Origin of the sequence: Streptomyces cinnabarinus, assembly GCF_027270315.1 — a bacterium.
In the GTDB taxonomy this organism is placed as follows: Bacteria; Actinomycetota; Actinomycetes; order Streptomycetales; family Streptomycetaceae; genus Streptomyces; species Streptomyces cinnabarinus.
This window is the reverse complement of record NZ_CP114413.1, coordinates 7,205,867-7,230,022: the sequence shown is the minus strand read 5'-3', so window position 1 is coordinate 7,230,022 and position 24,156 is coordinate 7,205,867. Positions and strand designations below refer to the sequence as shown.

Below are 24,156 nucleotides of genomic sequence, written 5' to 3'. Positions count from 1 at the left end.
CGCCTCCATGGCAGTGCGGAGCTTGCGGGAGGAGGGGGCACCGACCACGTCCGGCCCGGTGGTCGGGCGCCCGGGCGACGTCGCAGTCGCCGCCGGGCAAGGCTCAAACCGTGGAAATCTACGCATGCCGAACACTCCCCCCGGTGTCTGACGGTGCTGTCCCTCGCGGGCGCTGTGCGGCGCGGCGGTGATACGTGCGCAGGCAGGAGCGCAGCCGGTGCCGACACAGAACGATCCAGGACTTTGCCTGTGAGCCTCCCCGGGTAACCGATCGAACGCTCTGGGTCGGCCTCTGAACACGAAGGTACGAGAGGGGAGTTGACTACAACTAGAGCGAAATTCAACGCGCATGGAATTCAATCCGGGAGGACAGCCGAGAGCAACGGCCACCGGGATCACACCGAGAAAGGGCCGACCGCCATGCACGCACCACCGCACTACGCGGACCCTGACCCCTGGACCGAACGCGCGGCCTGCCGCGATACCGACCCCGAGACGTTCTTCCCGCTCCCCGGAGCCTCGGGCGGCCTCGATCGTGAGGCCATCGCCAAACGACTGTGCGGGCGCTGCCCGGTGGCCCGGGAGTGCTTGCGCGAGGCGCTCGTGCGCGACGAGGGGGCCGGGATCTGGGGCGGGTTCAACGCGCGGGAACGGCGTGAGCTGCTGCGGATCGCCGGGACGCTGGAGTCGACCGGAGCGGAGCTGGCCGCGTATCTGGCGGGCGGCGGACGCCGGCTCAGCGCAACGCCCCGGGAGCGGCCGGCGTATGTGTGGTACCTGCGCCGGCACGGCTGGACCCCGCGACGCATCGCGGGCGCCCTCGGCATCAGCTTCGGCCAGGTCCAACAGGCTTGGCAGCTGGCCGAACTGGCCTCCTCCTGCACCCGCGGCCCAGTCAGCGGCATGCCGCTTCCCCGGGCCCCGAGGAAGCGGGTACGGCGCGGCGGCGAGCAGGTCCTGCCCGGCCCCGAACGCTCCACGGCACGCGACGGCATGACACCGCTGGGCCGCCCACCACTCCCGCCGTACGGCGCCCCCACGCGGGGTGTCGCCCCGGCCCTGCGCCCTCAACTCCCGGCTGCCGGGGGGCATCCGGCGGGTCCGGTGCCCATGGGACGGGACGTGGAGGGGGGTTCCAGGGCGAGCACGGGTCCGGCGGCGGGTACGCGTGCCGCGGCAACTGGCCCGGCGGGCTCGGGTTCGAGTCCGCGGAACTCGGGGCCGGGGGCTGTCGGTGGACGGCGGGTGCCGGGGGCGGGCCAGGGTGCGCGCAACGCCGTGCCGGGCCCTTCCGACGGGCGGCGGGTGCCGGGCGTCGGCCGGCCCTCGGCGCCGGCCGAGGCCGGCGGGCGGGGAGTGCCGGGCGGTGGTCGGGCGTCGGTGCCGCTCGGGTCCGACGGGCGAGGTGTCCCGGGCGGTGCCCGGACCTCGGTACCGCTCGGGCCTGATGGGCGGCCCCTGACCGGCGGTGCCCGGGGCTCGCGGGGCTCGCAGGTGCCGCCCGGTGTGCGGTATCCGGCTGGACCGACACCCGCGGACGGAGGGCGCGTTCCCCTCACCGCGGACGGACGGCCCGCCGCTTCTGGAGGCCGCCCCGGCACGCCTGGCAACCCCAACTCCCGGCGCATTCCGGCCGAGCAGCCCCGCACGCCCCTCTCCCCCGGCGCTCGCCGCGTCCCGGGCGGCGTCGTCCCGAACCCCGCGCGAGTGCCCGGCAACCGGCCTCAAGCTCCCCTCACCCCGAACGCCCAGCGCACGCCCGGCAACCGACCCCAAGCCCCCTTCACCCCCAACTCCCCCCGCACCCCGAGTGATCGCACGCGGCAGCCCCTCGGCCCCGAACCTCGGCGCGCCCCCGGGCCCATCGTTGCGGATCGGGTGCGGGTGCCGGTGGGGCCCAAGGTCCGGCGGCGGCCGGAGGGGCCGAGGGTTACGTTGACCAGTGGGTCCGCGAGGACCTTCGTGGCGCCGGGGAATCCTCGGTTGACCATCACCATTCGGCCCGTTCCGGGTGGTGGGGCGTCATGAGCGGCGCGGCGGGGATGCAGGCCCGGCGGCTCGCGGGCACCGTGGTCACCGACGACGGCGCCGAGATCGTCGTATACGCGCATGGGTCGCCCCAGGCCGAGGCCACCGTCGTGCTGTCGCACGGGTGGACCATGTCGGCCCTCGAATGGCGGCCGCACATCGAGGCGTTGACGCGTCCCCGGCCCGGGTTTCCCGCGCTGCGAGCGGTCAGCTACGACCAGCGGGGGCACGGTCGGTCCACCCGGGGTGAGGCGCCGTTGGACATGGCCCTGCTCGGGCGGGACCTCGACCTTGTGCTGCGCCGGGCCACCGCGCCGGAGGACGGTCCCGTACTGCTCGTGGGGCACTCCATGGGCGGCATGTCCGTACAGCAACTCGCCGCCGCCGAACCCGACCTGTTCGGACCGTGGGTCGCCGGCGTCGCGCTCTTCTCCACCTGCGTCGAGGACGTGGGAGCCGTCCCGTTCGTGCCCCAGGACCGGGGCGCGCAGCGGCGGGCGCAGGCCGAACGGCTGGTCACCGACGGCCTGTTGCGCTCGCCGGGCTGGGCCAGGGCCGTACACCGGCTGCTCACCGGACCGCTCTCGCACCCCTCGGCCGCGCCCCTGTGGCACGCCCTGTTCGGGCGCGGCCCGCAGACCGACTCCGCACGGGCCGACGCGCATTCGCTGCGCGCCATCCCGCCGCTGACCGTCGCCGAGTTCTTCGCCGCGCTCACCACCCATGACTGCGCGGGCCGGCTCGACGCGCTCGGCCGGATCCCGACCCGGATCCTGGTCGGCGCCCTGGACACCTACACACCACCCGCCCAGGCCGTGCGCCTGGCTGACGACATCCCGGGGGCGACCCTGCACACCGTGCCGAAACAGGGCCATGACCTGCCGTACGAGCGTCCCGTGCTGGTCGTGGAGACCGTGCACGCGCTCCTGCGCGACCTACGACAACGGCGCGAGACCGCCCCGGCCGCACCCCGGGAACTCGCCCTGAAATCGGGAGCGGAACGATGACCCGGCCTGTCCCGACCGCCGCGGAGAACGGCGGACTGCGCCCTGATGTGCTCAGGGCGCGCCGGATCGTGGTGAAGGTGGGCTCGTCGTCACTGACGACGGCGGTCGGCGGACTGGACTCCGACCGCGTCGACGCCCTCGTCGACGTGCTCTCCCGCACCCGCTCCGGCGGCACCGAGATCGTGCTCGTCTCCTCGGGTGCCATCGCCGCCGGACTCGCCCCCCTGGGCCTGGACGAACGCCCCGCCGACCTGGCCGGGCAGCAGGCGGCGGCCTGTGTCGGCCAGGGCCTGCTGGTGGCCCGGTACACGGCCTCCTTCGCCCGCTACGGGCTGCGGGTCGGCCAAGTCCTGCTGACCGCCGATGACATCGGCCGCCGCGCCCAGTACCGCAACGCCTACCGCGCCCTGTCCAAGGTGCTGTCCATGGGCGCGGTACCGGTCGTCAACGAGAACGACACGGTGGCCACGTCGGAGATCCGCTTCGGCGACAACGACCGGCTCGCCGCCCTGGTCTCCCACCTCGTCCGCGCCGACCTGCTGGTCCTGCTCTCCGACATAGACGGCCTCTACGACGGCGACCCCAGGCGCCCCGGGGCGCGGCGCCTGACCGACGTCCACGGCCAACAGGACCTGGCGAGCGTGGAGTTGGGCGGCGCCGGGACCTCCGGCGTCGGCACCGGCGGGATGAAGACCAAGGTGGAGGCGGCCCGGATCGCGACCGGGGCGGGCGTCCCGGTGGTGCTCACCGCCGCCCGGCACGCCGCCGACGCCCTCGCCGGGCGGGAGACGGGCACGCTCTTCCACCGCACCGGGGACCGCAACTCCGACCATCTGCTGTGGCTGGAGCACGCCAGCAGCCCGCGCGGCACGGTGCAGCTCACCGCGGACGCCGTGCACGCGCTGGTGCAGGGGCGGGGCGCGCTGCCCGCGACGGGGGTGACCCGGGTCGCGGGCCAGTTCGTGGCGGGCGACCCGGTGGAACTCCTCGACGAGGAGGGCCATGTGGTCGCCCGCGGCCTCGCCTCGCTCGCCTTCCAGGAACTGTCCATGCTGCGCGGCCGTTCGGGCCGGGAGGTGGTGCACCAGGACGACCTGGTCCTGCTCCCGCCCGCGGCCCGCGCCGCCGGGCTCCCGGCGCAACTGCGCCGCGCGGTGAACGTACGAGTCCTGCCCGCCCGAGAGTTCGCGTCCAGGGACGCGGGCGGCCCCGGAATCTGAGATCCGACCGGACCCGGACGAACCTGGGGCGGCGCCCGTCGAATTCCACGACGGGCGCCGCCCCAGGTCTCGCACCGCTCTAGTCGATGCTGCGCACGATGTGCGGCTCACCGGGTTCGTTCTCCACCCCGGCCAGGCCCAACGGCGGCCCGAGTGCCCGGCGGCGGACCCGCCGCGACTCGCCCCGGTACACGAGCCGGCCCGCCGGCCTGGTCTTGGTGATGATGCGTATCTGCATGAACGGACCTCCCGTCTAGGGCAGCGGGGCGGCGGTTCCGCCCCTGGTGTGCCCGTCGCCCACCAGGACGTACTTGGTGGTGGTCAGCGCGGTCAGCCCCATCGGGCCGCGCGCGTGCAACTTCTGTGTGGAGACGCCGAGTTCGGTGCCGAGTCCGAGCTCGCCGCCGTCGGCGAACCGGGTGGAGGCGTTGACGGCGACGACCGCGGTGTCCAGCGCGGCGACGAACCGGCGGGCGGCGGACTGCGAGTCGGTGACGATGGCCTCGGTGTGCCCGGTGCCGTACCGGCGGATGTGCTCGACGGCCGCGTCCAGGGACCCGACGACAGCGGCGGAGATCTCAAGACCCAGATACTCCCGGCCCCAGTCCTCCCCGCCGGCCGCAACGACTGCCCGGTCACAGGCCCGTACGCGTGCGTCCCCGTGCACGACCACACCCCGCTCGATCAGCGCGGGCAGGACCCGGGGCAGGAAGTCGGCCGCCACGGCCTGGTGCACGAGGAGCGATTCGGCGGCGTTGCAGACGGAGGTCCGCTGGGTCTTGGCGTCGACGACGATCGCGAGCGCCTTGTCGAGGTCGGCGTGGGCGTCGACGTAGACATGGCAGTTGCCGACGCCGGTCTCGATCACGGGTACGGCCGATTCGCGCACGGTGGTCCGGATCAGCTCGGCGCCGCCGCGCGGGACGAGGACGTCCACCAGGCCGCGCAGGGACATCAGTTCGTGTACGGCGGCATGCGTCGTCCCGGGCACCAGCTGCACCGCGTCGACGGGGACTCCGGTGTCCGCCAGGGCCTGGCGCATGGCGGAGACGAGCGCGGCGTTGGTGTGCCGGGCGGTCGAGGAGCCGCGCAGCAGGGCGGAGTTGGCGCTCTTGAGGCAGAGGGCGGCGGCGTCGACGGTGACGTTCGGGCGCCCCTCGTAGATCATCCCGACCACGCCGAGCGGCACCCTGATCCGGCGTACCTCAAGCCCGTTGGGCATGACGGTGCCGTCCACGCCGGCGCCGACGGGGTCCGGCTGGGCGGCGAGGAAGCGTACGGTACCGGCGAGCGAGTCGAGCAGCTCACGAGTCAGGGTCAACCGGTCCAGCACGCTCGCGGCGAGCCCCGCGTCCCGGGCGGCGGCGAGGTCACGCTCGTTGGCGGCGAGGATGTCGGCGGGGTCGACGGTCAGGCGCCGGGCGATGGCCAGCAGCGCGGCGTTGCGTACGTCAGCGGTGGTACCGGCAAGCAGCCGGGAGGCGGCGCGAGCGGCAAGGGCAGCGCCGCGGACGTCCCGCTCGCCGGGCTCCCGCGCCCCGGTCGGGGCGCCGACGGACACATCGGCGGTCATCCCTCACCGCCGTCCCCCACCACCGCGTCCAGCTCGGCCCCGGGTGACGGCACGGGCTCCGTCCCCGACAGCTCGGCCAGCATCACCCAGGCCAGCGCCTCGGCCTCGTCCGGATGGACGGTGAGACCGGAACCGGTGCCGCTCATAGCAACCCCCTGTGGTGTACACCCGCCGCCGCCTCGGACGACAAGGGAAACTCAACAACTGCTGAACTCGCCTCACCGAAGCGTTCCACGCCCCAGTACCCCCGACAAGGCCGGTAGTTGCGCGGCACGACCACCCCTGGCCCGGGACTTGAGCGAGGCTCCACGAGGCAGGACGACCCCAGAGCGGGAGATCACGAGCGCCGGCCCCACCTGAAGGCCCCGCCACCCCTCGGGTGGACAATCCAGGCCGAAGCCGAGGCCGCTACCGCCGCGACCCCACCACCACCGCCGCCGCCGACCGGCGCAGCCGTATCCCCCAGAAGTGCCCTCCGGGCGCCGCCACTTGAGGCCGAGACCCCTCCGGCGCCCCCGACGTCTCGGCACGGGCCAGGACGAACACTCCCCGCCCCGCAGCGACCGCCGCGACCACCCCGAGACCCACCGTCATCAGCCCCGTCGCATACCGATCCCCTAGCACCACCACGCCCACCACCACCGCGAACACCGGATTGACCAGCGTCAAGGTGGCGAGCGGCGCCTCCAGCCCGCCCCGATAGGCGAGTTGGCACAGCAGCAGCCCCGCCGGTGCGAGAAACACCACCCCACCGACCACCAGCACCGTCGCCGCGAACGTCCCCGACCCCGCCCCGGTCACCCGCAGCACCGCGGTCTGCGCCAGCGCGGACGCCGCCGCGAAGGCGACCCCCGCCGCGGCCGCGTACGACAGGCTCGCCACCGTCGCCCCCCGCCCCACCGCAGCCACGAGCACCGCCACCCCCATCGCGACCGCGGTCAGCAGCACGACCCCGATCAGCTCACCGGAGTCCAGCGTCCGGCTCTCCCCCGCCGACGGCACCAGCGCGAGCAGCCCCACCACACCCGCCACGGTCAGCCCCGTCCCCGACCACTGCGCGGCGCTCAGCCGCTGCCGTAACACGGCCGACGACAGCAACGGCGCCGCGACCAGCGTGAGCACACCGAGCATCTGGACGGCGACCAGCGACCCGTACCGCAGCGCCGCCGTGTGCAGCACCGCACCGAGCGCGTTCAGCAGCAGCGCGATCCACCACGCCCCCGACCGCCGAAGCCCCACCCCATGCGCCCCGGCGACCCGGAGGGCAGCGACCCGCTGCGCCACCGCCGCCGCGGCATACGCCACCGCGGATGCCGCACCGAGCACCAGAACCGAGAACACGGTGTTCACGACGTCCTTTCACCGCGCCGGACACGGGAGCGAGAGGTACCGGCCACCCTATTTCACGTTCTGTTGAAGTCTACGGGCGCTGAATTAGCTCCGGCAACCAGGACAGCCGGGGGCGACATGCGTTCGAGAAGGACTCCATCCGACGTCCACGGGGATTCCTGCCGCGGCTCCTACCCTCACCGCACTCACCCGCCCGGCAAGAATATCTGGACCACGGAGAGTCGCTCATGACGTACGTCATCGCCCAGCCCTGCGTCGATCTCAAGGACAAGGCCTGCGTCGACGAGTGCCCCGTCGACTGCATCTATGAAGGCCAGCGGAAGATGTACATCAACCCCGACGAATGCGTGGACTGCGGCGCCTGCGAGCCCGTCTGTCCGGTGGAGGCCATCTTCTTCGAGGACGACGTCCCCGCCGAGTGGGCGGACTTCCGCCGCGCCGACACGGAGTTCTTCGCCGAGCTCGGCTCCCCGGGCGGCGCCGCCAACCTCGGCCCGGTCGAGAGTGACCACGCGGTCGTCGCGGAGCTGCCCGTCTCGGAGACCCGGTGACGAACGGGTGAGTTCGACGGCTGTTCACACGGCCCTCGTTGACGTACGCCCGCCACCTCCATAGCTTCGTCCCCGCCTGACATCACGTCAGCAAAGGCTTCGCCGAGGAGAGGGGCGGGACGTGCGGATGGGTCTTCGGGGCGCGGGGGTCGTGTGCGCGCTGATCGCAGGTCTGCTGCCGGTGTCGGCGGCGACCGCCGCCGCGCGGACCGCGGACGGTCCGCTCCCGTTGGAGCGGCTCTTCGACAACACCGCGGTCAGCGCCGACTCCCGCCCCGCCGAGGCGGACTTCGACGGCCACGGCGCCTCCCTGTCCGCCACCGACCTGGCCGCGGCGGGCTGGCACCCCAGTGCCTCGCTCAGCGTGCAGGGCGCCCGGCTGACCCTGCCGGACCGCGCCGCGGGCGAGCCGGACAACGTCCTTGCCGACGGCCAGGACGTCCGGGTCCGCGGCCGCGGTGACGCCCTCGCCCTCCTTGTCGCCGGCACGACCGGCGCGGAGGTGAGCGGCTCCGGCACGGTCGCGTACGCGAACGGCACGCGCACGCCGTACACGCTCACCGCCCCCGACTGGCGCACCGGCCCGCTCGCCACCAAGGCCCTGGCCCTCCCGCACATCAACACCCCGGACGGCCAACTCGCCGAGAAGCCACGGCTGTACGTCGTCACCGTGCCGCTCGCGACGGACCGCGAGGTGACCTCGGTACGGCTGCCCCGGGCGGCCGGTCTGCATGTGTTCGCGGTGTCCGTGCGCACCACCGGCCGGGGCTGGACCGGCAGTTGGGCCACCGCCACCGGTGGCTACACGGCCGTCGGCCCCTGGACCGACCGGACGCTGCGGCTGGTCGTGCACACCTCGGCGGGCGGGCCGCGGGTCCGGGTCCGGTTCGACAACACCTTCGCGGCGGCCCCGGTACGGATCGGCAGCGCCACGGTGGCGGTCCAGGAGTCCGGTGCCGCCCCGCGGACCGTGCCCGTGCCGCTGTCGTTCGGCGGTGTCGCGGGCACCGAGATCCCGGCGGGCGCGCAGGTGTTCAGCGATCCGCTCGGCTTCCGGGTGCCCGCGGGGACGAACCTGCTGATCAGCTTCCATCTGCCCGGCACGGTCACGGCGGCGCCCGTCCACCGGCTCGCCCAGCAGCGGTCGTACCTCAGCGATCCGGGCGACCACGCGGCCGACGGTTCCGCCGAGGCGTACACCTCGGCCCTGACCAACTGGCCGCTGCTCGCCGGGGTGGACGTGAGCGGCGGGCCGGGGTCCGTGGTGCTGCTCGGGGACTCGATCACCGACGGGGACAAGTCCACGGTCGACGCCAACCGGCGCTGGCCGGACGTGCTGGCCGCCCGGCTGCTCGCCCAGGACGAGGTGCCGCACTACGGCGTGCTCAACCAGGGCATCTCCGGCAACCGGATCATCGCCGACCGCTATCCCGGCGACGGCGTCTCCACGGACACGGCCGGGGTGCACGCCCTCAACCGCTTCGACCGCGATGTCCTCGCCCAGCCGTCGGTGCGTACGGCGGCGGTGTTCGAGGGCGTCAACGACGTCCGCTGGGGCGCGACCTCGGAACAGGTCATCGAGGGCCTGAGCCGGCTCGCCGACCGGGGACACGCCCGGGGGCTGCGGATGCTGGCGGCGACGATCGTCCCGTGCGAGGGCGAGACACGCTGCACGGCCGCCGTGGACGCGGAGCGGGTCGAGGTGAACGCGTGGATCCGGGACGCGGGCGTGTTCGACGGTGTCCTGGACTTCGACGCGGCGCTACGGGATCCCGCGCATCCGGCGCGCATCCTGCCCGGCTACGACAGCGGCGACCATCTGCACCCCGGCGACGCGGGGCTGGCCGCGCTGGCGGAGTCGGTGGATCTGCGGATGCTGATGCCGTAACCGCGCGGGCCCGCTCACACCTCCAGATCCACCACCACCGGCGCATGGTCCGACGCGCCCTTGCCCTTGCGCTCCTCGCGGTCGACGTAGGAGTCCTTGACGGCCTTGGTGAAGGGGTCATTGCCGTAGACCAGATCGATGCGCATGCCGCGGTTCTTGGGGAAGCAGAGCTGGCGGTAGTCCCAGTAGGTGAAGGGGTGGTCGTACTTCAGGGGGCGCGGGACCACGTCGGACAGGCCCGACTCGCGGAGAGAGGCGAGGGCGGCTCGCTCGGCGGGGGTGACATGGGTGAGGCCCTCGAAGGCGGCGACGTCGTGGACGTCATCATCGGTCGGCGCCACGTTGTAGTCGCCCATGACCGCGAACGGCCGGCTGCCGGCCGCGTCGCCCGCGACCGCCGCCTTCAGGGCCTCGAACCACTGGAGCTTGTAGGCGTAGTGCGGGTGGTCGACCTCACGGCCGTTCGGCACGTACACCGACCAGACCCGGACCGGGCCGCAGGTCGCGGAGATGGCGCGGGGCTCCACCGAGCCGTCGTAGCCGGGGTCTCCGGGCAGACCCTTGACGACGTCCTCCAGGCCGACGCGGGAGAGCACCGCCACGCCGTTCCACCGGCCGGTCGCGTGCACCGCCGACTCGTAGCCCAGCTCGCGCAGCTGCTCGGCCGGGAAGGCGTCCTCGGCGACCTTGGCCTCCTGGAGGCACAGCACGTCGGTGCCGCTGCTCTCCAGCCAGGCCAGGAGCCTCGGCAGGCGGGCGGTGATCGAGTTCACGTTCCAGGTCGCGATGCGCATGCCTCACAACCTACCCGGCACCACTGACAATCAGAGTGCCGCGCTCTCCCCGGGCGCCAGCCTGAGGTGCTCGGCACCGCCGAGGGCGCCGATCTGGTTGTCGTAGATGGGCCGCGCGAGGTCGGTGAGCAGGGCGTCATGGATGTCGTAGGCGCGCTGCGGCTTGACCTCGCGGACGTAGTCGATGACCTCCGAGATCTTGTTCCAGGGGGCCATGACCGGGAGCATCAGCGTCTCGACCTGGTGGTCGGGGACGGTGAGGGCGTCGCCGGGGTGGAAGACGCGGCCGCCGTCGACGAGGTAGCCGACGTTGGTGATGCGCGGGATGTCGGGGTGGATGACGGCGTGCAGTTCGCCGTGGACCTGGACGTCGAATCCGGCGGCGGTGAAGGTGTCGCCGTGGCCGACGGTGTGCACCCGGCCGGGGAAGGCGGCCGCGAGCTTGTCGGCGACCGACTTCAGGGTCCAGATCTCGACGGCCGGGTCGGCCTCCAGGGCGCCGCGCAGCCGTCGCTCGTCGAAGTGGTCCGGGTGTTCGTGGGTGACGAGGATCGCGTCCGCGCCGTGCGCGGCGTCCTCCTCGCTGAAGACTCCGGGGTCGAGGACGAGCGTGCGCCCGTCCTTCTCCAGACGGACGCAGGCGTGCGACTTCTTCGTGAACCTCATGGCACCATCCTGCCCCCGTGGCGCCGGGCGGGCTCACTCGGTCGGCGTGGTCTCCTCCCGGATGACCTGCTGCGCCACGGTGAACGCGCTGTTCGCGGCCGGGATCCCGCAGTAGACGCCGGCCTGGAGCAGCACCTCCTTGATCTCGGTGGGCGTCAGTCCGTTGCGCAGGGCGGCGCGGGTGTGGAAGGCGAGCTCGTCCAGGTGTCCCCCGGCGACCAGGGCAGTGAGGGTGACACAGCTGCGGGAGCGCCGGTCGAGGCCGGGCCGGTCCCAGATCTCGCCCCACGCGTAGCGGGTGACGAACTCCTGGAAGTCGCCGGAGAAGTCGTCCGCCTGCTCCAGGGCCCGGTCGACATGCGCGTCGCCGAGCACCTCGCGGCGCACCTTGATCCCCGCGTCGTAGGGGTCGGGACGGCCGCCCGGCACGGGGGCGGGGACGACGGCCGGGGCGATCTCGGCGATGGGCGCGGGCTGCGGGGGTGCCATCGGCGCGACCGGTGCCGCCGGTGCCGTGGCCAGGACCGGCTTCACCGGGGCGGCGGGGATGGCGATCTGGCCCGCGCTGGAGTCGTAGGCGGGATGCCAGGCCGTGGAGAAGTGCCTGACCAGCAGGTCGGTGACGGCGGCGGGCTGCTCGACCGGTACGAGGTGGGAGGCGCCGGGCACCACGGCGAGCCGTGCGTCCGGGATCCCGGCGACCAGGGTGCGGGCCTCGGCGGGCCCGGTGACCTGGTCCTCGGAGCCGACCAGGACGAGGGTGGGCGCTCCGACGCCGGCCATCTCGTGCCGCACGTCGAAGGCGGCCAGCGCCTCGCAGGCGGCGATGTAGCAGCCGGGGTCGGTGGTGCGCACCATCTGTACGGCCCAGTCCGTGATCGCGGGCTGGGCGGCGGCGAAGCCCTGGGTGAACCAGCGCTCGGGCGAGGTGCGGGCGATGGGGTCGAGGCCGTTGGTGCGCACGATCACGCCGCGCTGCCGGAACTCGTCGGCCGTGCCGAAGCGGGGCGAGGCGGCGATCAGGGCGAGCGAGGCGATCCGCTCCGGGTGCCGCAGGGCCAGCTCCACGCCGATGGCGCCGCCGAAGGCGCAGCCCGCGTAGCCGAAGCGCTGCACGCCGAGGGCGTCCAGCGTGCCCAGCAGCCGAGTCGCGAGTTCGCCGACGGAGCCCGTCGGGTAGGCGGGTGCGCCGCCGTGTCCCGGCAGGTCGAACCGGAAGACCCGCCACTGCTTGACCAGTTCGGGGATCTGGCGGTCCCACATGTGCCAGGTGGTGCCCAGCGAAGGGCCCAGAATCAGTACGGGTGCGTCCTCCGGCCCGTCGAAGCGGTACTGCAAGGTGTTCGTCACGCTCTCACTCACGCCCTGCACGCTCTCACATCTCACCATTTCTCACGTGCTTGGGTCGCAACCCCGTGCAAGCCGTCCCACCTTGTGACGGCCCCGCGAAGATTCTTTGCATTCGGGCTCGCCCCTACCCTCGCGGGCCGAGGTCGGCGAGGGCGGTGAGGGCGGCTTCGTACAGAGCCGGGGCGACCAGCTCCCCGGGTACCAGCAGGAAGTCGGCAACCGGGGTCAGCAGCAGGCTGCCGGCCTCGAAGCCGTACGGCTCGGCGGCCTCCGGGGCTCGGCCCGGACGCGGGCCCGGGGCGACCGGGGTGAGCCGCATGCCGTAGTGCAGGGTGCGCGGGTCGTCGGGTCCGCTCGGCCCGGTGTCCTCGCTCAGCCACTCCTCGCGCCGCCGGACCTCACGCACCGCCGCCGGGTCGAGGTCCTTGAACAGCGCGTCGAGGCGGGCGGCGCCCTCGGGGTCCACGTCCGCCCACTGCCGCAGCAGTTCCAGGAGTTCGGGTGCCAGCCTGAACTCGTCGGCGAGCCGCGCGAGTCGGGGGATGTCGACGTCGCGCTCCGGCGTCAGCGTCATCATCACGTCGACCAGGTCCTTGGCGTTGAAGGGCCGTTCGAAGCGTTCCTCGGCGACGGCGAGAAGCCCCGCGGCGACCGGATCGTCCGGCAGCCGCGGCCGGAGCGGAACCGCGCCGCCGTCGCCGGTGAGCGCGCAGGTGAAGATCTCCACACGGGGGTCGTAGTCCAGCAGCGGATCGGCGGCCGGCCAGGACAGCGTCACCAGGAAGTGGCGGCCTTCCGCGCCGAACATCGTCAGGTCCATCTCGGTCGGGCCGTACTCGGCGGCGAGCGCGCCGACGACCCGCCACAGGGCGGTCCGGTCCGGGACGACCAGGTCGATGTCGTTCATCGGGCGGGGCAGGTCGTCCGGGTACCACGGGGCGAGCGCGAACCCCTTGACCGGCCGTGCGCCGAGCGGTTCGGCCGTGCGCCGGAGGCGGGAGTAGAACGCGGTCCGCTCGGCGAGGCGGCGCACCTCGTCGGCGGAGCCGGTGCCGATCACTCCCTCGCGGACGGCGGCCGTCACCACCAGCATCCGCGTGGCGGGCGAGATCCGGCCGGCCGCCTCCACCACCGCGCGCGGCGATTCGTCCTCGTGCAGGTCGAACAGGCGCCGGAAGAAGGCGAGATCGACAGTGGGCGCAGTCACATCGGTGTCCTGACTCATGAGTTGGGGGCGTGCCAGTAGACGTGATCGGTCTCCCAGCCGCGCCGGTGCAGCGCGGCGACGACTCGGGCGCTGTGCTGCCGGCCCGGGGCGCCCGTTCGGTGCACGACATTGCCGAGCAGGGGGAGCCCGGCCCGGGTGCCCCGGGCGAGGGCGGCGTCGGTCAGCAGCCGGCTGAGGGGCCGGGTCTCGAACGGGACGGGGACCAGGATGTCGAAGAGTTCCAGGTACTCGTTCCCGGTCACCTCGTCGGTGAAGGGAAGCAGCGTCGCGTGCCCGGCGGGCTCGCCGTCGGCGACGGTCGCGACCAGCGTGACCCGCTCGGGCGCGGCCAGCACCGCGTCGGCCTGCGCCTCGGCGTCGGCCCGGGGCACGGTGACGCCCTGCTCGGCCGCCCCGGTCTGGAAAGCGTCGGCGAACCAGCCCCGCACCCGCTCCTCGTGCTCGGGCCCGGCGGCCAGCACGGTCACATCCTCCGGTCCGGACCCGGTCGTACCCCCGAAGTCATGGCGCACATAGGTCAGATGCTCGGCCCACGGCGGGCCGAGCCGGACCCCGGGTCCGGTGCGCAGCAGCACACCGGAGACGTCGGGATGGCCGGCGACGGCGTGCGCGCGCAGCGCCTCGGCCGCGGCCTGCGAGCCGGGCGGCGGATCGGCGTACTCGATGAGACAGAAGTCCCGCCCGGTGAGCGCGTCCTCGGTCCTGCCCAGCACACACTCCACCTCGCCGACCCGGACCAGGAGATCGGCGTCCCGGCAGGCGGCGAGGTACGCGGGGTCCACGCGCACGTCGGTCATCCCGGTTCCCCGGTCGGTCGTACGACGGTGATCTGGCGGTCGGCGATCGCGGCGGCGGCGCTCCGGACCTCCTCGGCGGACACCGCCTCCAGGGCGCGGATGCCCTCCTCCACGTTCCAGGGCCGGGTGCCCAGCGCGGTCTCCCGGCCCAGCGTCATCGCGTGGTCCCAGGGCCGCTCGGCACCGGTCACCAGTTCCATGACGGCCTGCCGTCGCGCCACGGCGAGGTCCTCCGGTTCCGGTCCGTGCCCGGCGACCTCCAGGAGCAGTTCGCGTACGACTTCCTGGGCGCGGCCCAGGTTGTGGTGCTCGACCCCGGCCATGATCCGCCAGGCCCCGGCCTCCGTGTAGTGGCGGGACCAGGCGAAGAAGGCGTAGACGAGCCCTTCGCGGCCGCGCAGCCTGCGGTAGAGCAGGGACGACGGGGAGGGGCCCAGCAGGTGAGCGAGGATGTTGTAGGCGTGTCGCCGGGGGTCGCTCATCGAGGGGGCGCGGCCGCCGGTGGCGAACCAGGAGAACTCGCCGGAGCCGCCCTCGTGCGGACGCCAGGGTCCGGGCGTGAGTTCGGCCAAGGGGGCTGTCGGGGTCGCGGTCTTTGACTTTGTCTCTGTCTCTGTCTCTGGCGCGGCGAGGTGTTTCGCCGCTTCGATCGGACCGGTTCCGCCCGTGCACACCAGAGCCATGCGTCGGCGCAGCAGCACCTCGCGGTGGACGGCGAGGACATCTGTGAGGGTGAGCCCGTCGATGTCCTGGACGGTTCCGCCGACCGGTCGGCCGAGCGGGTGCTCCGGGAAGACGGCGGCCAGGAAGGCGTCCTGCACGGTGTCGCTGGGATCGGCGTCCGCGGCGGCCAACTCCTGGAGGACGGCCTGCCGTTCGGTGTCGAGCACCTGGTCGTCGAGCCGGGGTTCCAGGACGGCCCGGGTCAACAGCCCGACCACCTCGGGGACATGCGCGCTGAGCACCTGCGCCTGGAAGAACATCTGGTCGAGCCCGGTGACGGCGTTGGCCTGTCCGCCCAGCCGCTCGATCCGCTCGCTCAGCGAGGGACCGCCGTCCAGCGGCGCCGACATGAGCAGATGTTCCAGCATGTGCGCGGCGCCGCCCTGTCCGGCCGGATCGTCCCGTGACCCGAAGTCGGCGGCCAGGCACAGGGTGCTGGTGCGCCATCGCCCGTCACTCTCACCGATCACCGCTACCGGCGGATCATCGCTCATCGCGATCCCTGCACCTTCGTTCGTTTCGGAAGAGCTCCCGGCCGGGGCGCGGGGCCCGGGTCCGGGGGTGGAACGCTGCCGGGAAGCAGCTGATGGCTTCCCGGCAGCGCGGCCGTCACTTGCCCGGCTTCACCTTGACCTTGTCCAGACGCGGCCGAAGGCCGGTGGCGTGGTTGCGCTCCATGGGTGTGCACCTCCTCTCCGGGCTCGGGTTCGAGGGACTCGGCCGGGCCCCGGGCTCGCGCCTTCGGGGCCGGCCACCGGCACCGCTCCGTGGCGAGCACGGCCGCGGACCGGCGGTTCAGGGGCTGGAGGGCGTGGGGTCACGTGCCGAACTCGATCGTTCCCGTTCGCCGGCCCCGCCGGGCGACCCGTCCGAAGCCGAGCACGGCCATGGCCAGCCAGCCGGCGCCGGTGACCACGCCGAGCACGGCCCGGCCGAGGACCCGTACCGCCGGATCGCCGTCGACGACGCCCCGCAGCGCGGCGAGTTCATGGGTCAACGGGATGGTCTGGGCGAGGAGTTGGACCGGCACCGGCCAGTAGTCCACCGGCACCTGCACCCCGCAGACGACCATCATGCCGAGGTACGCCACGTTGGAGACGAGGTTGCGCAGGGACGGCCGGTCGGCGACGAGCGCGGCGAGGGCCAGGCCGACGCAGTAGGTGCCGAGCGCGGTGAGCAGCACCAGGACCACCGCCGCCGAGGCACTGCCCGGGGTCCACCGCACACCGAAGACGGGTCCGAGGACGAACAGCGCGACGAGCGAGGTCGCGGTGCCGGTGAGCACCCACTGGAGGCTGCGCACGACGAAGGTCCAGGCGAGATGGGTGGGCGCGGCGACGAGCAGGGGCAGTGTGCCGAGGGACCGTTCCCAGGCGCTGGAGGCGACGACCATGGTGGCCTCGATGGCGCAGACCATGAGGGCGTTGCCGATGACGAGGAACTCCTCGTCGCCGCCGGCGTCGGTGAGGCGTGCCACCAGGGTGAAGAACAGGACCTGGCTGAGCATCCGGACCAGCCAGCCGAACAGCCAGGTCTTCCACGTGTAGATGACGGCGAGGTCGGCCAGGGCGATGGCACTGCCGTGCCGGAGCAGGGGGAGCGCCTTGGAGCGCGTACCCGCGTTCACACGTGCCCCAGGGTGCCGAGGACCCGCACCCGGGCGAGGACCCGGCGCAGCAGCAGCGTGGCGCAGCCGAGCCCGGCCGCGGCGAGCAGCACCAACGCCAGGAGCTGCACGGGCAGTCGACCGGGCGCCTCGGGGCGGAAGGCGGACCGCAGCAGATCGGCCGACCACGACAGATAGATCACCCGGCTGAGCGGACGCACCCACTCCGGCAACAGCCCCAGCGGTACGACGATCCCCGACAGCAGATAGAGCGGAAAGCTCAGCGAGTTCTGGTACGGCCGCCCGCCCCGGGTCAGCACCAGCACCGCGGCGATCACCGCGGCCGTGCAGGCGGTGGTGAGGGCGGTCGCGAGAATGCCGGTGACAAGGACGAGCGGATGGTGCACGGTCAGCCGGACACCGAAGCAGAGGCCGACGGCCCATGCCTCGGCGAAGGCGACGAGCCCGGCCGCGGTCACCGCGCAGATGCGTCCGGTGAAGACCGGCGCGAGGGCCGCGGGGGCGGCGACGGTGGCCTCCAGGGTGCCCTCGGCACGGTCGCGGTCGATCAGGTCCCCGGCGGTGAACAGCGCCATCGACCACAGGGCCATCAGCGTCGGGGCGATGACCACGGTGGAGGCGAGTCCGGGCCGGTTGGGGGCGTCGGTCATGGCCAGCAGGACGAGTGTGTACAGCGGAACGGTGGCCAGCATGTGGAGTTCGCCGGGAGAGCGCCACAACAGGGCGGCCTGGAGGCTCAGTCCGGCCCGGAAGGACCTCATGTGGCTCACCAGGCTCACCGCACTTACGGGGCTCATGAGGTGACCTCCATGCCGCGGTCGCCGATCAACCGGAGGTAGACCTCTTCGAGGCTCGGGCGGGTGGTCGCCAGGTCGGTGACACCGCCGTCGACGAGGAGCCGCAGCACCGGTGCGAGCGCGCCCCGCTCCGATACTTCGATCACCGTCGTGCCGTCGGGGCCGGTGCGGACGGAGGTGACCTCGGGGCTGCCGTCCAGCCGGGCGATCAGCGGCGCCGGGACGCCGGTGGCCTCGACGCGTTCGTGCCGGGACAGCAGCGCGCCCAGCTCCCTCGGGGTGGCGGTGTGCCGGATCCGGCCGCCGTCGATGAGGGTGGCGCGGTCGCAGACGGTCTCGGCCTCCGCCATGTCATGGGTGGTGAGCAGGACGGACCGGCCCTCGCCGCGCAGTTCGCCGATCAGCGTGCGGAAGTCCCGCGCGGCGACGGGGTCCATGCCGGTGGTCGGTTCGTCGAGCAGCAGCACCTGGGGACCGTGCATCAGTCCGCGGGCGAGGTGCAGCCGCTGTTTCATGCCCCGTGAGAAGGTCTCCACCCGCTCGTCCGCATGTGCGGTGAGTCCGAAGCGGTCCAGCAACTCGGCGGCGCGGGGCTGGATTTCACGGCCCGGTATGCCGTACAGAGCGCCCCAGTAGCAGAGGTTCCGGCGGGCGGAGAGCCGGCCGTACAGTCCTCGGTCGCCGCCGAAGACGCAGCCGATCAGCGGGCGGACGGTGGTGAGTTCGGTGACGACGTCATGGCCGAGGACGCGTGCCGTGCCCGCGCTGGGGACCAGGACGGTGGCGAGAATCTTGCAGAGGGTGGTCTTGCCCGCGCCGTTGGGGCCGAGCAGCGCGTGCACCTCGCCTTCCCCGACGGTGAGGTCGATGCCGTCGAGGGCGGTGCGGGAGGGGTTCCGTCCGCCCTTCGAGGGCAGGAACTCGCGGCGCAGTCCCAGAACTTCGACGGCGTTCATCGCGGCGCCCGTCGGCGGGGCGGGGGCCGTCGGTCGGATGCGCGGGAGAGCGGGGGCGGATCAGGTCGGTCCGGTAATCGGCGGGGCGTGAGGGGGCGGGAACGGGCCGGTAATCGGACCTGTAATCGCGGCTGTGTCAGGACCTGTAATCGGCGAGGGCCAGGACGGCCGAGAGGTCGGGGCGGGTCGAGCGGTCGGGACAGGTCGAGGAGTCGGGGACGGCTCGATAATCGCCGGCACGACGTTCGCGAACTCGACATGGATTTCGCGTCTTCCACGACAGGCATTGCCCTCCTCGTGTGTGCGAGGACCTCTGCCGTCACGGCCGAAGTCCCGTTCGGCGGTGAGGCGGGAGATCCAGGCGGCCCCGGACACGACTGGCAGCCGGCGCGGTGGTCGGCGACTCGTGCGCCAGTCGAGTCGCCGACCATGCTAATGCGGGAGCCGCTGGAGGGGTACCGGGCCTGGTCCGGACCTCATGCATCGGTGGGCCCGGACCTCATGGGTCGGCGGGCCCGCCCAGACCGGTCAGGGCGCCGACCGGATCCAGGTCGGGCGTGCCTCGGGGCCACCAGTCCTCGTGGCCGGGCTCCGATTCGTACGCGTACCACAAGCCGTCGCGCCCCAGGCGGAGTTGGACATGGCCGCGCGGGTGGGTGAGGCGGTTGCGCCACGGCCGGAAGCCGGGGAGGTCGGCGGCGAGAAGGAGCGGGCGGGCCCGGTCGAAGCGACCGGCGGGCGGATCCCACGGCTCTTCCAGTACGGCGAGCCCTTCCGGCCCTCCCTGGCGCCACGCGGCCACCGCCCGCGCCAGCTCGGCGGGCGTGCGCTCGGCGGCGGAGGCCAGCGCGGCGTACAGGGCGCGGCTTCCCGCGGTGAGTCCGGAACCGGGGCGCGCCGCGGCCAGTCGTACGGCGTCCTGCCACAGCGTCAGTTCGGCGAGCGGGTCGCGGCCGGTGCCGAGGAGCGCGTGGGCGCGGGCGGCGGCGTCGGTGGCCAGCTGGTCCAGCGCGAACGGGTCCGGGCCGCCCGGTGCCGCCGGGTAGACCGGGGGCTGCTCAGGGTGCGGCGGTACCGGCAACGGCGCTGGCAGGGGCGGGAGTCGGCGGGGCGCGAGCGCCTCACTCGCACGTACGCCCGGCAGCGGCGCCGGTCCCTGGTCCTGCGCGGCACGGGCCGCTCGGGCCGCGCTGAGTCGGGACAGGGCGTCGAGCAGTTCGCGCTCGCCGCGGCCGCGCAGCAGGAGCAGGACGAAGGGGTCGGCGTCGAGCAGACGGGCCGTCTGGTAGCAGAGGGCGGCCGCGTGCTTGCAGGGGTGCCCCGAGTCCGGGCAGCTGCACCGGGGGTCCAAGTCCTGCGGCCCCGGCAGCAACGGCACCCCGCACTCGGCCAGGGAGTGCGGCATCTCCTTGTCCAGCAGCGCTGCGATATGCCCCGGCCGCTCGGCGGCGGCGTCCAGGAACCGCTCCCAGTCGGCGTCGGCGAGCGTCCTGAGCCGCACCTGAACCCGGTACGGCCGTGGCCGGCTGCCCTTCACATACGCGAGGACCAGTCCCGGCGTGACGGTGATGGCATCGACATGCCCCTGCTCGGCATATCCCCGCCCCCGGGCAAGCCGCTTGGGGTCCAGCGCACCCTCCTCCAGGGCCGACACCCACGCGTTCCCCCACCACGTCTCCGCGAACCCGCCGTCACCGGCACCCCGAGCCGGAAACGCCGGGAAGGTGCGCCGCAGTTCGCCGTCGCGGGAAGGGGCTGCCATGGACTGGGGGGCTCGGGGGGCGGTGGGAGGCGCGGGGGCGGGAGATGCAGTGCTGGGTGGCGCGGCTTCGGGGGCCTGGGTGTCCGGGTCGCCGATGCCGCTCCACGCGGGGGCGTGCGGCAGGTCGAGGGGCCGGCGGTCGGGCGCGGATCCGCCGGGGCGCACGGTGGCGTCGGGGTCGGTCGGGCCTTCCTCCGGCGATTCCACGTCCGCGGGCAACCGGAAGGCGTCGGCGAGGAGTTCGCGCATGGCTCGGACCCGGGCCGCTGCCGGGTCGTTCCGGGGTGCGCGGCGGGCCGCGCGGGGCGGCTCCGTCCGGTCCGGCGCCTGGCTCCGGTCCCGGCGTGCGGCACGGAGCGCCTCGCGCACCAAGTCCGCGGGGCGGCCCGGGTGTTGACGGGCCAGGTCGCTCGCGCTCGCGACGGCATCCGGGCGCGCCGCGTGCTCTTCGGACGGGTCAGCGGCACGTGACGAGTACTCATGGGCGGCGTCACCGGCGCGTGCCGAGCGCTCATGCGGGGCGCCACCCGCGTGACCGCGGTGTTCGTAGGCGGTGCCGCCCGTTGAGGCGTCCGCGGAGGCGTCGCCTTCTTCGGCGCCGTCGGAGTTCGCACCGGGCCCCGTGGCGCCCTCATGGCGATGAGCCGACACCGCCCGCCGAAGTGCCGCGCGCGCCGCGTCCGCCGGACGTGACGCCCGCTCCCCCTCCGGCTTCGCGGCTCCCTCCTCGGCGGGCACCACCGCCGCTGCCCTCGCAGCGACCTCGTCGCCCTCGGCCTTCCCGGACACCTGGTCCCGCGCCGCCCGCAACGCGCGGCGTGCTGCCTCCGGCGTCACCGCCGCCTCTTCAGCAGCCTCCCCGGAACCCCTCGCACCGCCCTCCCCCTCCCCGGCGGCCGCCCTGTCCCGCGCCGCCCGCAGCGCGCGGCGTGCCTCCTCCGAAGGGCGGTTCATGACGTCCTCCGGAGGGAGACCAGGTCGGAGAGCTCGCGGGCGGTGAGCTCCGTGAGGGCCGATTCGCCGGAGCCGAGGATCGCGTCGGCCAGGGCTCGCTTGGACTCCAGCATCTCGGCGATGCGGTCCTCGATCGTGCCCTCGGTGATGAGGCGGTGGACCTGGACGGGCTGGGTCTGGCCGATGCGGTAGGCGCGGTCCGTGGCCTGTTCCTCCACGGCCGGGTTCCACCAGCGGTCGAAGTGGATGACATGACCGGCACGGGTGAGGTTCAGGCCGGTGCCGGCCGCCTTGAGGGACAGGACCAGGACGGGGGTCTCGCCCGCCTGGAAGCGGTCCACCATGCGCTCGCGCTCGGGGACCGGTGTGCCGCCGTGGAGCAGGTCCACCGGGACCGCGCGGGAGGCGAGGTGGGAGGTGATCAGCCGGGCCATCCCGACGTACTGCGTGAACACCAGGGCCGAGCCGTCCTCGGAGAGGAGGGTGTCCAGGAGTTCGTCCAGCAGCGCCAGCTTGCCCGAGCGGGCGAGCAGGCCGTCCCCCGCCGCGGGCTCCTTGAGGTACAGCGCCGGGTGGTCGCAGATCTGCTTCAGCGCCGACAGCAGTTTCAGGACCAGACCGCGGCGCGCCATGCCCTCCGCCGTCTCGATGGCCAGCATCGACTCCCGCACCACCGCCTCGTACAGCGCGGCCTGTTCACGGGTGAGCGGCACCGGGTGGTCGGTCTCCGTCTTGGGCGGCAGCTCCGGCACGATCCCCGGGTCCGATTTCTTGCGGCGCAGCAGGAACGGCCGCACCAGCCGGGCCAGCCGCTCCACCGCCTCCTCGTCCTCGCCGTTCTCCACCGCACGCGCGTGCCGGGCCCGGAAGGACTTCAGCGGCCCGAGCAGCCCCGGCGTCGTCCAGTCCAGCAGCGCCCACAGCTCGGACAGGTTGTTCTCCACCGGTGTGCCGGTCAGCGCCACCCGCGCCGGTGTCGGGATCGTGCGCAGGGCCTTCGCCGTCGCCGAGTACGGGTTCTTGACGTGCTGTGCCTCGTCCGCGACGACCATGCCCCAGGTCTGCTGCGCCAGCGTGGGCGCCGCCGTGCGCATGGTGCCGTAGGTCGTGAGGACGAAGCCTCCGGTCAGGTCGTCCAGGGTGCGGTCGGGGCCGTGGAAGCGGCGGACGGGGACGCCGGGCGCGAAGCGGGTGATCTCGCGCTGCCAGTTGCCGAGGAGGGAGGCCGGGCAGACCACCAGGGTCGGTTCGGTGCGGGCCCGCTTCAGGTGCAGGGCGATGACGGTGATGGTCTTGCCGAGCCCCATGTCGTCGGCGAGGCAGCCGCCGAGGCCGAGGGTGGTCATCAGGTCCAGCCAGGCCAGCCCGCGCAGTTGGTAGTCGCGGAGGATCGCCTTCAGACCCGGTGGCGGCTCGGCGGGCCGCACTCCTGCCGTGAGCCGGTCGCGCAGGGCGGCGAGGGCGCCGACCGGGACCGCCTCCACGGTGTCGCCGTCGACCTCCGCGGTGCCGGTGAGCGCCACGGACAGCGCGTCGACCGGGTCGAGCAGGCCCAGTTCGCGCTTGCGGGCCTTGCGGACCAGGGCCGGGTCCACCAGCACCCAGTGGTCGCGCAGCCGGACGACCGGGCGATGCGCCTCGGCGAGCGCGTCCATCTCGGCCTCGCTGAGCGGTTCCCCGCCGAGCGCCAACTGCCAGCGGAACTGGAGCAGTTCCTCGCCCTCGAAGAACCCGGTGCCGTCGGTCGCCGAGCCCGGGGCGGGCCGTACCACCGCGGCGGCGGTCAGGTCCTGGGCGAGGTCCCGGGGCCAGTGCACCCCGACGCCCGCCGCCGCGAGCCGGGTCGCCGCCACGCCGAGCAGATCGCCCAACTCCTCGTCGGAGAGCGCCAGTACATCGGGCATGTCCTGCTCGGCGAGCCGGTCCAGCGGCGGCCAGACCCGGGCCGCGCGGCGCACCGCGAGGGCCGCGTCGACCCGCGCGCGGGGGCCGAAGGCCGCGTCCGCCTCGCCCGCCCACAGTGCCGCCGCGTCGGCCACCAGGGTGGGGTCGGCGAGGCTGTGCACCTGGACGATCGCCGCGCCCGCGCTGCGCACGCCCTCCTCGGCGTCGAAGAGTTCGTGTGCCGACAGGTCCAGCCGCAGGGAGATCCGCACGCCCGCGTCCATCCCGGCGGCGACCTCGGCGGCCCAGTCGTGGGCGTCGGGCAAGCGCTGCGGGCGACGGTCCGCGAAGGGCTTCCCGGAGGCGTACGGGGCGGCCGGGGTGCGGGGCAGGGTGTCCGCGACGGCGTCCAGGAAGGAGCGCATCAGCGCTTCCGGCTCGGGCAGCCGGAGCGGGCCGGGGCCGGGCAGCGGCACCGCGTGGCCCTCGTGGGGCAGGGCGGCGGCGATGGCCCGCAGGTGGGCGATGTCGTCCGGGTCGAGCGGACCGGCGCGCCAGGCGTCGTGGCCGGTGGGTGTCAGTCCGGGCAGGAGGCGGCCGCGCGCGGTGAGGCGCAGCGCGTGCTGGGCGGCGGCGCCCCAGGCGGCCGTGGCGGGGTGGGCGGCGGGATCGCGGCGGGCCCGTACGAGGAGGGGCAGCGCGGTGTCGAGCGGGAGGGCCAGCGCGGGGGCGGACCTGCGGCGCACGCCTGATCCGTGCGGCCGTACGACGGTCAGTTCGGTCGGCTCCGGCCCGGCGGGCAGGGGGCCGTCCGCGGGGTCCCAGAAGGCGACGCGGCCCGCGCGCGGGAGCGGTCCGGGCAGGAAGACGGCGGCCAGGCGCAGCGGCACCGAGTCCGCCGTACGCGGACCGCCCGTGCCGTCTTCGGCCACCGCGGCCGTTTCGCCCATGTGTCACCTCCCTGCCCCGAGTCGGATCAGACGTCTTCGACTCTACGGGCG

Annotated in this window: 20 protein-coding genes; 5 read left to right on the top strand and 15 right to left on the bottom strand. The window is 73.8% G+C overall.

Annotation, left to right across the window (positions count from 1 at the left end; genetic code table 11):
• Window positions 1-420 precede the first annotated feature (420 nt).
• The 3 genes from STRCI_RS32685 to proB are packed head-to-tail and all read left to right on the top strand — an operon-like array spanning window position 421 to window position 4,255.
• Window positions 421-2,028 carry a WhiB family transcriptional regulator gene (locus tag STRCI_RS32685; RefSeq protein ID WP_269662559.1) on the top strand — a complete coding sequence of 536 codons (1,608 nt, stop codon included), beginning with the start codon at window positions 421-423 and terminating at the stop codon, window positions 2,026-2,028.
• Window positions 2,025-3,035 (top strand): alpha/beta fold hydrolase, encoded by a 1,011-nt coding sequence (locus tag STRCI_RS32680; protein ID WP_269662558.1) that lies wholly within the window; start codon window positions 2,025-2,027, stop codon window positions 3,033-3,035. The genes STRCI_RS32685 and STRCI_RS32680 overlap by 4 nt, the downstream gene beginning before the upstream one ends.
• Window positions 3,032-4,255, top strand: coding sequence for a glutamate 5-kinase (gene proB, locus STRCI_RS32675; protein ID WP_269662557.1), 1,224 nt, complete (start codon window positions 3,032-3,034; stop codon window positions 4,253-4,255). The genes STRCI_RS32680 and proB overlap by 4 nt, the downstream gene beginning before the upstream one ends.
• A gap of 79 nt (window positions 4,256-4,334) precedes the next feature.
• Here proB and STRCI_RS32670 read toward each other — a convergent pair whose 3' ends face one another.
• The 4 genes from STRCI_RS32670 to STRCI_RS32655 form a co-directional block, all read right to left on the bottom strand.
• A complete protein-coding gene (locus tag STRCI_RS32670) occupies window positions 4,335-4,493 on the bottom strand; it encodes a hypothetical protein (protein WP_269662556.1) in 159 nt (52 codons plus the stop codon).
• Between the two features lie 15 nt (window positions 4,494-4,508).
• Entirely contained in the window at window positions 4,509-5,828 is a 1,320-nt protein-coding gene (locus STRCI_RS32665) for a glutamate-5-semialdehyde dehydrogenase (RefSeq protein WP_269662555.1), read from the bottom strand.
• On the bottom strand, window positions 5,825-5,974 hold the full coding sequence (locus STRCI_RS32660) for a hypothetical protein (protein WP_269662554.1): 150 nt from the start codon (window positions 5,972-5,974) through the stop codon (window positions 5,825-5,827). Before STRCI_RS32660 ends, STRCI_RS32665 begins: the two co-directional genes overlap by 4 nt.
• A 262-nt stretch (window positions 5,975-6,236) precedes the next feature.
• Window positions 6,237-7,178 (bottom strand): DMT family protein, encoded by a 942-nt coding sequence (locus STRCI_RS32655; protein ID WP_269662553.1) that lies wholly within the window; start codon window positions 7,176-7,178, stop codon window positions 6,237-6,239.
• Between the two features lie 227 nt (window positions 7,179-7,405).
• Here STRCI_RS32655 and fdxA point away from each other — a divergent pair, with 227 nt between their 5' ends.
• Entirely contained in the window at window positions 7,406-7,729 is a 324-nt protein-coding gene (gene fdxA, locus STRCI_RS32650; protein WP_269662552.1) for a ferredoxin, read from the top strand.
• Between the two features lie 127 nt (window positions 7,730-7,856).
• Window positions 7,857-9,617, top strand: a complete 1,761-nt coding sequence (locus STRCI_RS32645) for an SGNH/GDSL hydrolase family protein (protein ID WP_269664710.1) — start codon at window positions 7,857-7,859, stop codon at window positions 9,615-9,617.
• Window positions 9,618-9,631: 14 nt separating this feature from the next.
• On the opposite strand, the gene STRCI_RS32640 is transcribed toward STRCI_RS32645, so the two are convergent.
• The 11 genes from STRCI_RS32640 to STRCI_RS32590 all read right to left on the bottom strand — a co-directional run bounded on the left by STRCI_RS32640 (window position 9,632) and on the right by STRCI_RS32590 (window position 24,105).
• The gene (locus STRCI_RS32640) at window positions 9,632-10,411 is read right to left on the bottom strand and encodes an exodeoxyribonuclease III (RefSeq protein ID WP_269662551.1); all 780 of its coding nucleotides are present in this window, start codon (window positions 10,409-10,411) and stop codon (window positions 9,632-9,634) included.
• Between the two features lie 30 nt (window positions 10,412-10,441).
• Window positions 10,442-11,077, bottom strand: coding sequence for an MBL fold metallo-hydrolase (locus STRCI_RS32635; RefSeq protein ID WP_269662550.1), 636 nt, complete (start codon window positions 11,075-11,077; stop codon window positions 10,442-10,444).
• 33 nt (window positions 11,078-11,110) lie between these two features.
• The gene (gene pcaDC / locus STRCI_RS32630) at window positions 11,111-12,439 is read right to left on the bottom strand and encodes a bifunctional 3-oxoadipate enol-lactonase/4-carboxymuconolactone decarboxylase PcaDC (RefSeq protein WP_269662549.1); all 1,329 of its coding nucleotides are present in this window, start codon (window positions 12,437-12,439) and stop codon (window positions 11,111-11,113) included.
• A gap of 112 nt (window positions 12,440-12,551) precedes the next feature.
• A complete protein-coding gene (locus STRCI_RS32625; protein WP_269662548.1) occupies window positions 12,552-13,634 on the bottom strand; it encodes a hypothetical protein in 1,083 nt (360 codons plus the stop codon).
• Between the two features lie 14 nt (window positions 13,635-13,648).
• The gene (locus STRCI_RS32620; RefSeq protein WP_269662547.1) at window positions 13,649-14,452 is read right to left on the bottom strand and encodes a hypothetical protein; all 804 of its coding nucleotides are present in this window, start codon (window positions 14,450-14,452) and stop codon (window positions 13,649-13,651) included.
• Entirely contained in the window at window positions 14,449-15,669 is a 1,221-nt protein-coding gene (locus STRCI_RS32615) for a M16 family metallopeptidase (protein WP_269662546.1), read from the bottom strand. The genes STRCI_RS32620 and STRCI_RS32615 overlap by 4 nt, the downstream gene beginning before the upstream one ends.
• A 323-nt stretch (window positions 15,670-15,992) precedes the next feature.
• Entirely contained in the window at window positions 15,993-16,802 is an 810-nt protein-coding gene (locus STRCI_RS32610; protein ID WP_269662545.1) for an ABC transporter permease, read from the bottom strand.
• The gene (locus STRCI_RS32605) at window positions 16,799-17,599 is read right to left on the bottom strand and encodes an ABC transporter permease (protein ID WP_269662544.1); all 801 of its coding nucleotides are present in this window, start codon (window positions 17,597-17,599) and stop codon (window positions 16,799-16,801) included. Before STRCI_RS32605 ends, STRCI_RS32610 begins: the two co-directional genes overlap by 4 nt.
• Window positions 17,596-18,555, bottom strand: coding sequence for an ABC transporter ATP-binding protein (locus tag STRCI_RS32600; protein ID WP_269662543.1), 960 nt, complete (start codon window positions 18,553-18,555; stop codon window positions 17,596-17,598). The genes STRCI_RS32605 and STRCI_RS32600 overlap by 4 nt, the downstream gene beginning before the upstream one ends.
• Before the next feature lie 499 nt (window positions 18,556-19,054).
• Window positions 19,055-21,271, bottom strand: coding sequence for an SWIM zinc finger family protein (locus STRCI_RS32595; RefSeq protein WP_269662542.1), 2,217 nt, complete (start codon window positions 21,269-21,271; stop codon window positions 19,055-19,057).
• Window positions 21,268-24,105 carry a DEAD/DEAH box helicase gene (locus STRCI_RS32590; protein WP_269662541.1) on the bottom strand — a complete coding sequence of 946 codons (2,838 nt, stop codon included), beginning with the start codon at window positions 24,103-24,105 and terminating at the stop codon, window positions 21,268-21,270. The genes STRCI_RS32595 and STRCI_RS32590 overlap by 4 nt, the downstream gene beginning before the upstream one ends.
• Between the last annotated feature and the right edge of the window lie 51 nt (window positions 24,106-24,156).